The sequence below is a fragment of the Aneurinibacillus terranovensis DSM 18919 genome (genome assembly GCF_000430625.1).
GTDB lineage: Bacteria > Bacillota > Bacilli > Aneurinibacillales > Aneurinibacillaceae > Aneurinibacillus_B > Aneurinibacillus_B terranovensis.
On record NZ_AUMJ01000057.1, the window covers coordinates 1 to 15062 of the forward strand.

The window sequence follows — 15062 nt, forward strand, 5'->3', positions numbered from 1 at the left end:
GGTAAGTACTCCAAAACCAAGCGCAGACGTTCCAAATCTCCCAACACTGCAATCTCATTCCACTGAAACAGCTTGAGTTGTGGTATAATAGCCATAACAGGCGACCCTCCGATACTTAAAATTGTTTTCGACAATTCAATTTTACCATGGATGGAGTCGCCTGTTTACTATTTACTACCATAAAGAGGCTGGGGTGGATTTTCGCTCTGCCTCTTTCTTTTATACATGAAAATGAAGTTTTTCCGCTTTTTTTGGGGGTAAAAATTTTTCTCCTGTATCTTTCAGCCCTTGTCCTGTCCGGCTTGCAGGACATCGCAATTAGCTCTTATAACAAATTAAAATAGGTATATTGAAACTTTTGGTGTATAATCGTTACGTTGAAGTTTTTCTATATAAAGGAGCTATATTGAATGAAATTAAGAAATGATCTTCGTAATATTGCGATTATCGCGCACGTTGACCACGGGAAAACCACCCTTGTAGATAAAATGCTGATCCAGTCTGGTACGTTCCGCTCCAATGAAAAGATTGAAGAGCGAATGATGGACAGCAACGATTTGGAAAGAGAACGCGGAATCACCATTCTCGCTAAGAATACGGCCGTCACGTATAACGATATTACCATCAATATTATGGACACGCCAGGACACGCCGACTTTGGCGGAGAAGTCGAACGGATTATGAAAATGGTTGATGGCGTGCTGCTTGTTGTTGATGCGTTTGAAGGCTGCATGCCGCAGACACGCTTTGTATTAAAAAAAGCTCTGGAGCAAAACGTTACACCGATCCTTGTAATCAACAAAATTGACCGCGAAAATGCCCGTCCGGCTGAAGTGGTCGATGAAGTATACGACCTTTTCATTGATCTCGATGCGACGGAAGAGCAGCTGGACTTCCCGGTTATTTACGCTTCAGGTATTAATGGCACAGCAAGTACCGATCCTGAAAAGCAGGATGAAGATTTAAAAGCTCTTTTTGAATGCATCATCGAACACATTCCGGGACCTGCCGGTGACTTTGACGCTCCCCTGCAATTTCAGGTAACGATGCTGGATTATAACGACTATCTCGGACGGATTGGAATCGGCCGTGTCCACCGCGGTACCATTCGCAAAGGGGACACCGTAGCACAAATTAAGCGCGACGGCAGCGTTAAACAAGTTCGCATTAATAAGCTGTTTGGTTTTATCGGCTTGAAGCGGGTGGAAATCGAGGAAGCGAAAGCCGGCGACATTATCGCCGTGCCTGGTTTGGATGAAATTAATGTAGGAGAAACCGTCTCCGACCTTGAAGTACAGGAAGCACTTCCTTTGCTTACGATTGATGAACCTACACTCCAGATGTCGTTCCTTGTAAATAACAGTCCGTTTGCCGGCCGCGAAGGAAAGCATGTAACCTCCCGCAAACTGCGTGACCGTTTATATGCGGAGCTGGAAACAGATGTGAGCTTACGGGTCGAAGAGGTAACCCCTGAGCTTTATATCGTATCCGGTCGCGGTGAACTCCACCTGTCTATTTTGATTGAAAATATGCGCCGGGAAGGGTACGAGCTTCAGGTTTCTAAGCCGGAAGTTATCGTGCGTGAAATTGACGGGGTCCGCATGGAGCCTGCCGAGCGCCTGACCATCGACGTGCCTGAAGAATATACAGGACCCGTCATGGAATCCCTCGGAGCCCGTAAAGCGGAAATGCTCAACATGATTAATAATGGCTTCGGCAGCGTTCGCCTTGAATATATGATTCCATCCCGTGGACTCATCGGATACCGCACGGAGTTTATTACGCAAACTCGCGGCTACGGAATTCTGAATCATTCCTTTGACAGCTACCGCCCTGTTGTACCGGGCAATGTTGGAGGACGCCATGCAGGTGTGCTCGTATCGATGGCGAACGGAACGTCCACCATGTACGGTATGCTCGGCATTGAAGATCGCGGCACGCTGTTCGTGAACCCGGGAACGGAAGTGTATGAAGGCATGATCGTGGGCGAGCACAATCGTGATAACGACCTTGTCGTCAACATCTGTAAAGAGAAGCATGCCACCAACGTCCGCTCGGCTACAAAGGACGAAACGGTTAAGCTAAAAACTCCGCGCATCCTTTCACTCGAAGAAGCACTGGAATATCTGAACGACGATGAATATTGCGAGGTAACTCCTAAGTCCATTCGTCTGCGTAAGAAGCACTTAAACAAATCGGAGCGGGAACGCGCGGCAAAACAGACCAAATTTAGCACAAATGTGTAATTTAGTCGGTCTTAATCTGATTTCATAATTGTCCAATGTGTGATAATATGTTATACTATAAACTGTATACTATATTTAATGGTTTCGCAGGAGGTCAACAATGACAGGTAAAGTAAAATGGTTTAATGCAGAAAAAGGTTTTGGTTTTATCGAAGTAGAAGGCGGAAATGACGTATTCGTTCACTTCTCAGCTATTCAATCAGAAGGTTTTAAAAGCCTTGATGAAGGCCAGGAAGTTGAATTCGATATCGTGGAAGGTGCTCGTGGACCTCAAGCTGCGAACGTTGTTAAACTATAACATAGCTTTGGTAAAGAAGCACCGGCAATTTAGTGTTGCCGGTGCTTTATTTGATCCATCCAATCCAGCATGAAGCGGGCGATTTCTTCCTTCTCCGGTTCGTTAAAAATCTCATGGTAAAGTCCCTCCCACTCCCAATACTGTTTATCGGAAATCGGTAACGCTTGCGACCATTTTCTCGTCGCTGCGGCATTCACGATGCGGTCTGCGCCAGCCTGCATAATCAGCGTGCGTACACCGGGATACTCATTCTGCTGTAGCCTTGCGAACCTCATAGCCCTCACCAGCTGTTTATACCAGCGAACACTCACACGTTTCGTGATATACGAGTCATTCCCGTAGCGTTCAGCTATCGTCCTATCCCTGCTTACATCGCCTGCGGCAATACCGGCCGAAAGCGTAAGTGATGGCAAGCAAACATCGAACAAAGACGCCACAGCGGCAAGCACAGGATGAATATTCCTGGCCAATTCCAGGCAGGGAGAGGAAAGGATGACGCCTTCAACGTCCGGCTTTTTTTCTTGCATATAGCGAATAACAATCAGTCCACCCATACTGTGCCCGAGAAGAAACAACGGGCGTTTGCCCTGAAATGCTGTTTGAAGCCACTGGTCAAGCGCTTTATAATAATCTTCAAACCGTTGAATATGGCCTCTTTTCCCCCCTGATCGCCCGAGACCCGGGAGATCCCCGCCTATTACCGAGTAACCGGCTTGATTCAGCTCGCGAGCCAGCCAATGATAGCGAGCAAAATACTCCCCTGCTCCATGCACAATGACAACGGTCCCCCTTGCCTCTGCTGTGGGCCATACCTCTTGAAATATTTTCACGGAACTCCTCCTAATCAAAAACCCTCCGCAAAGGACGGAGGGCTTTACACATTTACTCTATATCATTTATGATCATACATCGTTAAGTAATCCACCACTTCGGCAATCTTACTCTCAGCTGCCCAGTATACCGATTGAGGAATGTGATCATCAAAACCCGTTCGTAAAGCGGAGGCTGTTGGAGATACGTAAGGAGTCCCCAGTCGCACATTCGGCTCTGCGCACCTCTCATCTTCCTTAAAAGGAATATCCAACGCGTAAGACTTTGTCGTTGCCGCATCCTGCATGTTCATCCGGAAAACAGGCTGTTCTTTGCTGCCTTTACGTTTGAAGCCCTGCTTGCATAGAACTTCTTCCACCAGACTCAAGGGTTTAGAAACACCAGCTAAATCTTTATTTCTTAGCACTGTTTGTTTTCCTCCTTCTTGTTATACTGGGACAAGAACCAGGGACAACATTCCATCATGCATGATTCAATTGTGTTTCTATCGTACCATAATCAATATGTGCTGAAAAACAAAAAATTTACGCATTTTTTGTAATATCTAAACGTATGCAGCGGTATTTATTTATATTCTTCATCATGCCTATATATTCTCTGTTATACCGTTTTTTTCTCCAATCGCGGTGATTTTCTTTCTCCTCTCCTTATGACTTGGCCCAAAATTCATGACAATTTCATTAAATTTCTTGGAAACTGTTGCACGATAGAGAAAGTCATACTATTATTAAGACATACTAATAACCTTATTAATGACATACTATTAATTTAAATCTCACCATTAATTAATGAGCTTTCAGGAAAGGATAGGAAAAATGGAGACGAAAATGAACAAGGATTTACAAGAGATTTTATCAGCGGGAAATGTACACTTTAATCTGCCTGTCGGAGCGCTTGTAGAATTTGCGATCCAGAGCAACCAGAGCAAACTCACGTCTACCGGTGCGATTACGGCTAAAACCGGAAAATATACAGGCCGCTCCCCCAAGGATAAGTTTATTGTGGACGTTCCTTCCGTACATCATAAAATTGATTGGGGAGCTACAAACCAGCCGATTTCCGAAGAAAAATTTGAAAAACTATATCAGGATGTCTTGAACTTCCTTGAAGATAAAGAACTTTTTGTATTTGACGGATTCGCGGGGGCACAAAAAGAATATCGTCTGCCCATTCGCGTTGTCAATCAATACGCCTGGCATAATCTCTTTGCCCATCAATTGTTCATTCGTCCGACCACAGAAGAATTGACTTCGCACCACGCAGAATTTACCGTGGTTAGCGCACCCGATTTCGAAGCAAATCCTGCTGTGCATGGTACCAATTCCGAAACGTTCATTATCCTAAACTTTGAAAAAAAAATTGTGCTCATCGGCGGAACGAAATATGCCGGAGAAATCAAAAAATCTATTTTCAGTGTCATGAATTATCTTCTGCCGGAAAAAGGTGTCCTGTCGATGCACTGTTCCGCAAACAAAGGGAAAGACGGGGATGTCGCGCTGTTCTTTGGCCTTTCTGGCACAGGGAAAACTACCTTATCCGCTGATCCGGACCGCATGCTAATCGGGGATGATGAGCATGGATGGTCTGAACACGGTGTATTTAACGTTGAAGGCGGCTGCTACGCAAAATGCATAAACCTTTCCAAAGAAAAAGAACCGGAAATTTTCAACGCGATTAAATTTGGTTCCGTGCTTGAGAATGTTGTATTTGATGAAACGACTCGGGCGGCGGATTATGACGATAAAAGTCTGACGGAAAATACGCGTGCCGCTTATCCAATCGAATATATTCCAAACTCGCTGATTCCCGGTGTTGCGGGGCACCCGAATGTCGTTGTCTTCCTGACTGCGGATGCGTTCGGCGTGCTGCCCCCAATCTCTAAACTGACGAAAGAGCAAGCAATGTTTCATTTCCTGTCCGGCTACACCAGTAAACTAGCCGGCACAGAGCGGGGTGTGACAGAGCCCGAAGCCACGTTCTCTACATGTTTTGGCCAGCCTTTTCTCCCACTTGCCCCGCGTGTATACGCAGAGATGTTAGGAGAAAAAATTGACGCCCATGGTGCAAAAGTTTATCTTGTTAACACTGGCTGGTCGGGTGGACCGTATGGAGTTGGAAAACGCATGAACCTTCCTTACACCCGCGCCATGATTACAGCCGCACTCAACGGTGATCTGGACAAAGAAGAGTTTGTCGAACATCCTGTTTTCGGAGTGTTTATGCCGCAGAATTGCCCGGGAGTTCCTTCCGAAATTCTTAACCCGCGAAATACATGGAAAGATAAAGAGGCTTATGATGCCCATACCGCGAAACTCGCCGCTCTGTTCATCGAGAATTTCAATCGGTTCTCTGACATGCCGGAAAATATTAAAAATGCAGCTCCTAAAATAAAATAACAGGTATGGTTGTTCACCTCCATTAATATCGTGAAAAGCCGGGCTTTTTAATGGCCCGGCTTTTTCTTTGAAATTAAACAAGGATTCCATATGCTAATGTAGTGAATGTGTGGTATACTACTAGTAAGTTAGTTTTCAAATACCTGAAACACGGGCACATAGCGTACCCGGCAACATCAAATCCCTTTGCATGATTTGTTCTTTATGTATCACCATACTTATAGAACGAGGTGATGATGTCCGTGGAAACTGTGAAATTAGCAACCATTATCAGCACCGTAATGCCCGAAGTACACCGTGTATTAACAAAGGAAGAATTAAATGCTTTTATTGTATTAAGGGATGGCCTTCATAATCTCGACAGGCATGATGTCCTTGAAATTGTAGAGGCCACCATCAATAATGCCAAAAGAAGCGTCTTGTATCATTAAGGCGCTTCTTTTTTTCAGGCGACCAAATAAATACGGGGATTTTTAGCTTATCATACAGTATTGTTACATCCCCTCTCGTCAACACTAGTAAACAGTTCATTGTTAAATAAGAAAGGATAGATGATTAATGAAGTGTGTAACTGTATATACCAACAACCTTACAGAGTTGTCCGATATTCTTCCGACCCTTCTCACTACACAACTGGAAGAAAATGAGGAAAAACAAATCGAAGGCGTTACCGTCTCCGATGCGGGAGATGTTCCAGAAGATTACATAGAAAAAATGAAATCCAAGCCGGAAGTGGCTGTTCTCTTTACGAAAAATCCACCCGTTACGATTCTTCAGCATAATAACGTGTTCGAACTTCTCTTTCCTTAGAAGAAAAAATAAAGAGCGTACACTCGCTTCATCATGCGAGGTACGCTTTTTTTATTTACTAACGAATAAAATCCGGTACGCTCCGTAAAAAAACTCACAGGCTTCCTGTATCCCGCCGGCACAACTATTTGCAGCCCGATAAAGCCACGAATTCTTTTTGTATTTCCATAACTAATAAACCGGAGAGCCAGTAGTGCGTATGCACAAAGGAATACCTGTAGATAGGCAGGAGTTTCTACATTTCTTTATAAAAAGCAGGCAGCAATTCATATGCTTTTTATGATTGATTTAGATCAAAATTTACTATCTCTTCTCCTGGTTTCATATTCATTATTTTCACTTCTTTTATGTTTTTATTTACAGTATTGATTTCATAAATTTTTCCTTTTGAACGGAACCATACTGTATTGTATGCAGGAGATATAATATTCCAGTGTTCTGGATACTTTTCACTGCTGGCCAGCAGCAGTGTGGTTTTTTTGCTTTCAAAATTGTAAGTATAAAGGTCCGATTTATCTACACTTTTTTGGACGTAATAGGCCTCAATGATCAAATTTTTATTGTCATATGTCGGTACAACACGCCCTATTGTTCTATTTTTTATTTCCGTTAATTTTTGTATCATAGTTCCATCTTTATTACACCAATATAATTGATTGGATGCTGCTTTCCCGAGTGGTATTGATAGGAAATAGTCGTCTGCTTTTCCTTGTGCATAGATTACTTTATTAAGTTTAGGAATATATCGTACAGTATCATACCGGTAATTAGATGACTGGTTTTTAAAAAACGGAGTGTTCGTTTTATTTTTAATATTATATGTATACAAATACATGCCTAACCCATATTTTTTCGAATTATGACTAGTGAAACAGTATAATATCGTATTATCATCAATCCAAGATATTCTGCTTATTTCTCCATTTATATTGCCAGTTAACTGCGTTAGCTTGTTATTTTGTAAATCCAGCAGAAAAAGGTTCAAATCCATTCTATTAACCCACTTATTTTCTGCCATTTTTTGATTATCTGGAGAAATGGTTGCTTCTAGACCATGTCCTATATTGTCAATTGGAAGTTCTTTTACTATTCTTTTTTCAGTAAGGTCAATCCATGCCATTTTTTGATTCTGATTTACTTTTGTTGATGAATCTGACACTATACCTACTACCCGCTTAGTCGAATTAGTTTTCATCTCTTGATCATCATATTTATATATGATAGTCAAAGTTAAGCATAAAAGAATAACAAATATTCCTATTACTTTTTTCACTTTACCCTCCTTAAGTTATCTAAATTACCCAGGAAAAGGAGGGGAACTGTTCCTTTTCCTGGTTTGAAGAAATTAACAGTATATTAACAACTCTATTCCTTTTTTTCTGAAAATCCTGGTTTAAGCGTTAATATTTACTCTTCCTTGGCGGGTGCACGCGAAGTTTATGGATGTTTATTTTATTTTAATAATGATTCCCACCCAAAATTTGTATGTAAGTTCTAACGTAATTCATACCATTTCCGTGAAGTTGAGTATTCCAATAACTACCTAAATCGACAATACGATCTCCATAGTATTTTTGATTTGGTCCGAAGTCAGTACGGCCCGCACTAATAGCATAAGTTTGATTCTCTAAATTTCTAATACGAACAGGGTCTCCCTTTTTTACATCTGACCAGTAATAAGGTACGGCGCATCCGGTTGACCCGTTATCCGTAAATGTAGATACATAACCATATGTTGTTAAATACAATGTTCCACCACTAGTATCTTTATCTCCAAGTAAATGTCTACCCCATGAATTAGGATCACTAGCATACATTAAGATAGGATTATACTCCGTATCTACCCGAACGCCAGAAATTTTCGCGATACTATCTGGTGCTGTTCTTAAATCCAGCTTATTTTCCGATAAACTTTTCAAAACATTAGCTGGTCGTTTAACGTTTTCATGGTCTTTCAGGTAATATTGTTGATCCAATTTTGTTAGTTGATCATTTATCTTTTGAAATTCTGCTGGTGTTGCTTCCCCAGCAACCATTTTTGCTTCCTCTGAGGTAGTAGGTTCAGCTGCATAAACGGATAAAGAATTTGCAATCAATCCTGCTAAAGTTAAACTTAAGGCTAAATACTTTCTAAAATTCATCTGCAAACACTCTCCATTTGGAAAATTTATTTTATGATAGAATTTTATGGATTAAATTTACCATAAAAAGTAATAAAATGAACCGGGTAATTGGAATCAATTTCTAAAAAAATAGTATAATCTAAATACCTATTTAAATCTGCTCGAAATTAACCTGGTTAAATTTTAGATATTATTAATTCAGTAGAATATTTCCTGTTTTTATTGAACAATCTTTAATTTTTTGTCTCTTCACCTTTTTTGTGCCGCGAGGCCTAGGTTTCATATATTAGCACTAAAAAAGATGTGGCTATCCCAAAAGTGGAGTCCGATATTATCAAACCTCAAAAAAGGACTCCTATCATTATAAAAAGTGATAGGAGCCCTTTAATTTTTGGGGCTATTTTAATGTAAAAGTGGGGCTGAAAATTTTAGAAAAGTTCTTATTACTATAGCACTCGGTACAACACAGGATCTTCTCCGTCCACATTAGATCTTGCAATTTTGCCTTCAGCGACCAAATAATTCAGGTGGGACAGGGTTTCCCCTATGGCAAAACGCTGTTCATGCACGCTTAGCACCCTTGTGAATAGAGCATTGGACACTTCCCAAGCTGTCATTTCCCCTTTGATGGATTCCAGGACAAACGCAAGCCGCTCCTCGTGATGCTGCAGCAATTCATTTATCCGCTCCGCAGCATCGGTAAAGATCGGACCGTGCCCGGGAAGAACAAGCTTTATTTGCAATCCCTGAATTTTTTTCAAAGATTGCAAATACGCGGCAAGCGGGTTCTCATCCCCATATCCATGGCATGAAACATTGGGGGTGATTTTTTTTAAAAGATGGTCGCCGGCGATCAGGACTTTTTCTTCATGATTATAGAAACACATATGCCCGTCAGCATGGCCGGGTGTATGAATCGCCTGAAAGTCTAGTTCACCTATCCGGTACCATTGTCCCTCGGCAATTTCACCGTTTATGGAAGGAAAAGGGCGGACTCTGTTGTAAAACGAATGATCATCCGCTGAGAGGGCGTCAATCATTGATTCCGGGAAACCTGCCTTCCGATACAAGCGCCGGTTTTTTGCGAGATTGTCCTCCGTCCAGACAGAGAAAGCATGGACTTGTCCCGACTGGCTCATTTGCACCGTGGCACCTGTCCACTCCTGCAGGCTTCCCGCAAAGCCAAAATGGTCCGGGTGATAATGGGTAAGCACGATGTTTTTAACATTTGCCGACTTTATTTGATAATCAATAAAAGCCTTCGCCCATGCTTCCTTCGTCTTCGATTCGTTCAATCCCGCATCGATAATCTGCCACCCTTCTCCCTCTCTTGCCAGATAACAATGCACATGGTTTAAACGAAAGGGCAGCGGTACCGTTACCTGGTACAGCCCGTACTTTTTTAACACACTCTCCATGTATATGTCTCTCCTCTATGCGATTTCAAATTTTTATCCTTTATCCTATTTTACCATTACTTTACGTAAATACCGTATGAAATGCATAGCACATAAATTGAACTTTAAGTTGTAAAAGTAATACAAGCAGCGTAAGTAATAATAAAAGACTGCGGATACGCACGCAATCTTTTTTCCCGAACTTTTCGCCTTATGTAAAGGAGGATTCCCCCTGTGAAAAACGCATGTATTGCCCACCGTGGATGGTCCGGCAGGGCTCCGGAAAATACGCTCGCAGCAATCAAGAAAGCCATTTATCACCCGGCGATTGATGGGATTGAAATCGATGTACAGATGTCTCTTGACGGTGTACCCGTCGTCATCCACGATTACACACTGGAACGCACGACAACAGGAACCGGCTATGTCGGATCGTATACATTGACTGAGCTGAAAAAATTAGACGCCGGTACATGGTTTAGCTCTTCTTTTGCCGGCGAGACCATCCCAACCTTGGAGGAAGTCCTGAGCTAGTTAAAGACCGAAAAATATTAAACATTGAAGTTAAACGAGCGTAGGCGGTACCCCAGTCCTTATCCTCGAACAATTGGAAGCAACAGGGGCGGCCGTTTTATCCATGAACTATTTTGATTTAAATGAACCGTTTATTCGTCCTCTAATCAACAGCGGCATTGAATTCGTTGCCTGGACAGTAGACCGGCCGGAGCATATCAGACAGGTGGCAGCACTCGACAGCCGAATCACAATATGTACCAACCATCCGGATCGGATGTTTTCCTGTTTCGAATCGTAAAGCAGTGTCTTCTTGGCTTGCTTCGCAACGGAAATCGCTTCGGCGGAATAGTCTTTCGCTTCCACCGCTTTATCTGCAATCTGCTGGATTGATTTAGACGCTTCCTGAGCGATAGATGATATTACCTGCGATTTTTCCTGGATTTTGTCCACAAATCCCTGCGAATCCTTTTTTAACTCTTTCGCCATATCGAGGGTAAAGTCTTTGACTGTCACAGCCGAGCTCGCCACATTCGAACGCGCGTTTCGATCCATTAGGAGAACGGTGGCAGCTCCGGCAAGCGACCTGCAAAAACACCAAAGAGAAGTTTTCCATAACCCGAACTTGTATCACTAATGGAACTTGCTGAATTCATCGTATTCACTGTATTCATTTCATTGTGCATCATGAATCCTCCTTCTTTCAGGTATTGGGATTTATTTATTCATTACATACCCTGATAAAGAAAGAGTAAAACTTCACGATGCCGTAAAGCAATCCGTTTTTAATGATGGGTTTTAAACTGGTTGGTTATTTCCTCAAGCGTGTTTGCCAGTTCATTTAGGGCTTCCGCATCTTTGGCAATCTGGTGGGAGGCAGCCGCCTGCTCCAGGCTAACTGCACTGACCTGCTGCGCCCCGGCGGAAGCTTCCTCCGTTACACCGGCGATGGCTTCTACATTGGCCCCAACCTTTGCGCTTTTATCTTCAAGCAGATTCATTGAACTTACAAGCTCATGCGCCTGTTTCACCGCTTTATCGATGGACGTGTTAATTAACGTGAAAGATTGAGCGGTTGTTTCCACCATTTTTACACCATCGCTGACATTACCCTGTCCGTCTTCAATGGAGCGGATAGCCAGATGCGTTTGCTTCTGCGTATCCACAACGATTTGTTCGATGTTGCGGGCCGCATGTGAGGTCTCTTCAGCCAGCTTTCGGACTTCCTCGGCAACGACCGCGAATCCTTTCCCGTGTTCTCCGGCCCTCGCCGCTTCGATACTGGCATTCAAGGCAAGCAGGTTTGTCTGTGTGGCAATATTGGTGATTAATTGGACTATCTCGTTAATTTCTTTTGTTTTCTCCCCGAGTTCACGCATCAGCGAAACGTTATGTTCTACCGTATCATTTATTTCTGTCATTTTATCCATCGTATTTTTCGCTTCCAGCTGACCCAGCTCGGAAGTATGGCGCGCTTCATTAAATATGCTGAGCATTTCATTCGTAATCATATTCACTTGTTTGATGGTGTCAACCATATCACTGATTTCACCCGATATTTCCTGAACGGATACAGAAATATCGGTTGTCCCATTGGCAAGGTCAGAAATCGTGATGGCGACCTGTTCCGCCGCGTCCTTTGTTTCTTTGCTGCTGATTTCCATGGTTTCAGAAGATACCTTTAAGCTTTGGGAGGCTTCTTTTACTTTTAGAAGCAGCCCCTGCATGCTGTCGACCATATCATTAAAATACTGACTGAGCTGGCCTACCTCATCTTTGGAATGCACCAATGTTTTTGTCGTAAGGTCACCTTCCGCAAGCCGCTGGGTTAGCTGACTCAATCGTTGAATCGGTCGGACGAGCCGGGTAGAGAAAACGACAAGAACAAAAATGGTAAAAATAAGAACAAGCGCCGCTGTTACAAATGAGAGCTTGGCCAGGTAAGATATCTGCGAAGTTGCCTCACTCACCGGTGCTGTAATGACGATTCCCCAATCAGCCAGGCTGCATTTTTTGTAAAACGCGTACTTATCGATCCCATCAAACGTATATTCAATAAACCCGCTCTTTCCCTGCATCGTAAGATCAATGGCATCGGACAACTCTTTGCTGCCAATGCTATGTAAGTTAAACTTCAAAATATATTCTGCTTTAGGGTGGGCAATGGCAGTTCCCTGGTTGTTAAACATATAGGCGTATCCTGTTTGACCCAATTTTTGTGATTTCACGACTTCGCTAAGCTTGTCCGCAAGAATCGTTCCACCAAGCACTCCTACAACTTTATTCCCCTGATAAAGCGGACTTGACACGACAACAACCATCTTATTGGTAGCCCTTGATATTAACGGGTCGGTTACCACGGTCTTTCCCTGCATGCTTTCTGTGAACTACCCGCCACCTACGCTTCGCTTAGAGGTGGGGGCTTCTAAGGTAGTCGTACCTAACGGTACGAAATTTACTTAGCTATCGAGCCTATTCCATGCTCTATCTATGATTAGGCTAACAGTCGCAGCCCTTCGTTTTTGATATTGATCGAAGCATTCCAATCCCTGTCTATCACAAGCCCGCATTCGCATTGAAATACACGTTCGGAAAGAGACAACTTCTCTTTCACTTGACCACAACTTGAACAAGTCTTAGAAGATGGAAACCACTTATTTATTTTGATAAGTTTCTTCCCTTGCCCTTCCAACTTGTATTGGAGAAATGTCGTAAACATGCCCCATGCATTATCGGCAACACTTTTGCCGAAGTTGAGTGCTTGTGACATTCCCTTCATGTTGAGGTCTTCAATAACCACGCAGTCATACCGTTTCGGTAATTTGTGCGATTCTTTATGCAGAAAGTCTTTCCGCTGGTTTGCAATCTTTTCGTGTAGCTTTGCTACTTTCAATCGCTGTTTGTGCCAACGATTAGACCCTTTATTTCTGCGTGACAAAATACGCTGTTCTTTCGCTAATTTTTCTAAGGCTTGACGATAGAAACGAGGGTAATTGGTTTTCTTACCTTCTTCGCTATCAACAAATAACCCATTCATGGAAAAATCTAAACCAACAACGGCTTGTACTTCTTTTTGTATTGGTTGATGTTCATATTCTGTGAGAACTGAAATATAGTATTGTCCTGTTTTTGTTCGAGAAACCGTACAAGACTTGATGATATGATGAGGCGGAATTTCTCGATGTTGTTTGATTTTGACAAGTTTGAGTTTCGGTAATTTGATGTAGCCATCCAACAGCATAATGTTTCCGTTGACCACATTGGTTGTATACGACTGTCTTGCCTTACGGCTTTTGAACTTTGGAAATTCAGCACGACCAGAAAAGAAGCTCTTGTATGCCTTTTGCAAATGGAGTTGAGCATTTGCCAACGCAAGACTGTCTACTTCTTTGAGCCACGCGAACTCCTTTTTGTATTTAGCAGGAGTCGGAAATTTTTGTTTTTTCAACATTTCCTTGTCGTCCTTGAATTGCTCATACATTTCCTTTCGTTCAGCCAGCATTTTGTTGTAGACAAAACGAACACAACCGAAGGTTTTTGCAAGAAGTTGTTCTTGTTTTTTTGTTGGGTACAGACGGAACTTATAGGCTTTGTTTGCCATATCAAATCCCCTTACTTCATTCCTTGTTGATATTCTATATATTTCTTTATCACTTCAATAGGCGAACCGCCTTTTGTAAGTAAGCAAAAACTTCTTGACCAAAAATATTCTTTCCAAAGTTTTCTTTATCGAACAAACATATCTTTTGCCTAGTCAGATAGAGTGTCATCCATTGCTTTTCTACGAATTTAACGACCAAAACAAGATGATAATACAATGAGAATATCGAATGATTATTATTGTCTAAATCCGTTGATATAACAGCCTTTCATTTATCTAAGACTGATTATATCATTACACAAAAAGGGAAACAACTTTAGGCTACTCCTAACCGAAATTCATCTCCCACTTTCACTGGCGCTGTCGCACCTTCACGTTTAGAAGTGGGAGACTTCTTTCGGAATAATGTTAAAATAGGGACGGTCTGAAATATCAACGGCTTTTCCCATAGAGGTTACGACGTTTTTTCCCGTTCCGTTATTTGAAACAAAAAACATCTCGAAGTCATGGTGTGCCTGCAATTGCTTCATAAAAAAATCGATTTGTTTCTGTGGGATATGGCCATTAACTTCGTCGGAATTGGCCATGGTCGTGATAATATTCATTTTGTCCTGTACCCAATCATCGACTCTGCCCTGAATAAATGTCAGTTTGTTTGCCGCTTCTTCCTGAAAATTCGTTGTTAAAAATTCTTGTGCCTTATAGTGGTTGATATAGGCGATTACGCTCAACGATACAATGAAAATAGGAATAATAAGAAGTAAGAGCTTTGATCGAAGCGTTTTCATATTTCCTCCTTACATAAAAGTTGTTTAATTATCATCATTCGCTTGTTAGATGTCGAATA

16 protein-coding genes and 1 pseudogene are annotated in these 15062 nt (G+C 42.2%); 6 read left to right on the top strand and 11 right to left on the bottom strand.

Annotated features, from left to right (window positions below; all coding sequences use genetic code 11):
• Window positions 1-410: 410 nt before the first annotated feature.
• On the top strand, window positions 411-2246 hold the full coding sequence (gene typA, locus H525_RS0110780; RefSeq protein ID WP_027416224.1) for a translational GTPase TypA: 1836 nt from the start codon (window positions 411-413) through the stop codon (window positions 2244-2246).
• Window positions 2247-2346: 100 nt separating this feature from the next.
• Window positions 2347-2544: a cold-shock protein CspD gene (gene cspD / locus H525_RS0110785; RefSeq protein ID WP_027416225.1), complete on the top strand. Its 198-nt coding sequence runs from the start codon at window positions 2347-2349 to the stop codon at window positions 2542-2544.
• Between the two features lie 29 nt (window positions 2545-2573).
• On the opposite strand, the gene H525_RS0110790 is transcribed toward cspD, so the two are convergent.
• Both H525_RS0110790 and H525_RS0110795 read right to left on the bottom strand, forming a co-directional pair.
• Complete coding sequence (locus H525_RS0110790; RefSeq protein ID WP_051330965.1) at window positions 2574-3374, bottom strand: alpha/beta hydrolase; 801 nt, start codon at window positions 3372-3374, stop codon at window positions 2574-2576.
• Between the two features lie 62 nt (window positions 3375-3436).
• Window positions 3437-3781: a hypothetical protein gene (locus tag H525_RS0110795; protein ID WP_027416227.1), complete on the bottom strand. Its 345-nt coding sequence runs from the start codon at window positions 3779-3781 to the stop codon at window positions 3437-3439.
• Window positions 3782-4190: 409 nt separating this feature from the next.
• Here H525_RS0110795 and pckA point away from each other — a divergent pair, with 409 nt between their 5' ends.
• From pckA to H525_RS0110810, 3 genes are all read left to right on the top strand, one after another.
• Entirely contained in the window at window positions 4191-5771 is a 1581-nt protein-coding gene (gene pckA / locus H525_RS0110800) for a phosphoenolpyruvate carboxykinase (ATP) (protein WP_027416228.1), read from the top strand.
• Window positions 5772-6013: 242 nt separating this feature from the next.
• Entirely contained in the window at window positions 6014-6202 is a 189-nt protein-coding gene (locus tag H525_RS0110805) for a hypothetical protein (RefSeq protein WP_051330966.1), read from the top strand.
• A gap of 127 nt (window positions 6203-6329) precedes the next feature.
• Window positions 6330-6581, top strand: a complete 252-nt coding sequence (locus H525_RS0110810) for a hypothetical protein (protein WP_027416230.1) — start codon at window positions 6330-6332, stop codon at window positions 6579-6581.
• Between the two features lie 277 nt (window positions 6582-6858).
• Here the strand turns inward: H525_RS0110810 and H525_RS0110815 are convergent, their stop codons facing one another.
• The 3 genes from H525_RS0110815 to H525_RS0110825 all read right to left on the bottom strand — a co-directional run bounded on the left by H525_RS0110815 (window position 6859) and on the right by H525_RS0110825 (window position 10122).
• Entirely contained in the window at window positions 6859-7854 is a 996-nt protein-coding gene (locus tag H525_RS0110815; protein ID WP_027416231.1) for a hypothetical protein, read from the bottom strand.
• A gap of 184 nt (window positions 7855-8038) precedes the next feature.
• Complete coding sequence (locus H525_RS0110820; RefSeq protein WP_027416232.1) at window positions 8039-8722, bottom strand: hypothetical protein; 684 nt, start codon at window positions 8720-8722, stop codon at window positions 8039-8041.
• 428 nt (window positions 8723-9150) lie between these two features.
• A complete protein-coding gene (locus H525_RS0110825; RefSeq protein ID WP_051330967.1) occupies window positions 9151-10122 on the bottom strand; it encodes an MBL fold metallo-hydrolase in 972 nt (323 codons plus the stop codon).
• 213 nt (window positions 10123-10335) lie between these two features.
• Here H525_RS0110825 and H525_RS29155 point away from each other — a divergent pair, with 213 nt between their 5' ends.
• Window positions 10336-10635 (top strand): glycerophosphodiester phosphodiesterase family protein, encoded by a 300-nt coding sequence (locus H525_RS29155; protein WP_051330968.1) that lies wholly within the window; start codon window positions 10336-10338, stop codon window positions 10633-10635.
• Window positions 10636-10743: 108 nt separating this feature from the next.
• Here the strand turns inward: H525_RS29155 and H525_RS29160 are convergent, their stop codons facing one another.
• From H525_RS29160 to H525_RS0110850, 6 genes and pseudogenes are all read right to left on the bottom strand, one after another.
• Window positions 10744-11169 carry a hypothetical protein gene (locus H525_RS29160; RefSeq protein WP_035100694.1) on the bottom strand — a complete coding sequence of 142 codons (426 nt, stop codon included), beginning with the start codon at window positions 11167-11169 and terminating at the stop codon, window positions 10744-10746.
• A complete protein-coding gene (locus tag H525_RS28975) occupies window positions 11169-11303 on the bottom strand; it encodes a hypothetical protein (RefSeq protein ID WP_281172605.1) in 135 nt (44 codons plus the stop codon). The genes H525_RS29160 and H525_RS28975 overlap by 1 nt, the downstream gene beginning before the upstream one ends.
• Window positions 11304-11399: 96 nt before the next feature.
• A complete protein-coding gene (locus H525_RS0110840; RefSeq protein ID WP_027416234.1) occupies window positions 11400-12989 on the bottom strand; it encodes a methyl-accepting chemotaxis protein in 1590 nt (529 codons plus the stop codon).
• A 119-nt stretch (window positions 12990-13108) separates the two neighbouring features.
• Window positions 13109-14215 (bottom strand): RNA-guided endonuclease TnpB family protein, encoded by a 1107-nt coding sequence (locus H525_RS0110845; protein ID WP_027416235.1) that lies wholly within the window; start codon window positions 14213-14215, stop codon window positions 13109-13111.
• A gap of 11 nt (window positions 14216-14226) precedes the next feature.
• Window positions 14227-14337: pseudogene (locus tag H525_RS29490) on the bottom strand (transposase); the annotation flags it as partial.
• A gap of 255 nt (window positions 14338-14592) precedes the next feature.
• On the bottom strand, window positions 14593-15003 hold the full coding sequence (locus H525_RS0110850) for a hypothetical protein (protein WP_027416236.1): 411 nt from the start codon (window positions 15001-15003) through the stop codon (window positions 14593-14595).
• Window positions 15004-15062: the final 59 nt, after the last annotated feature.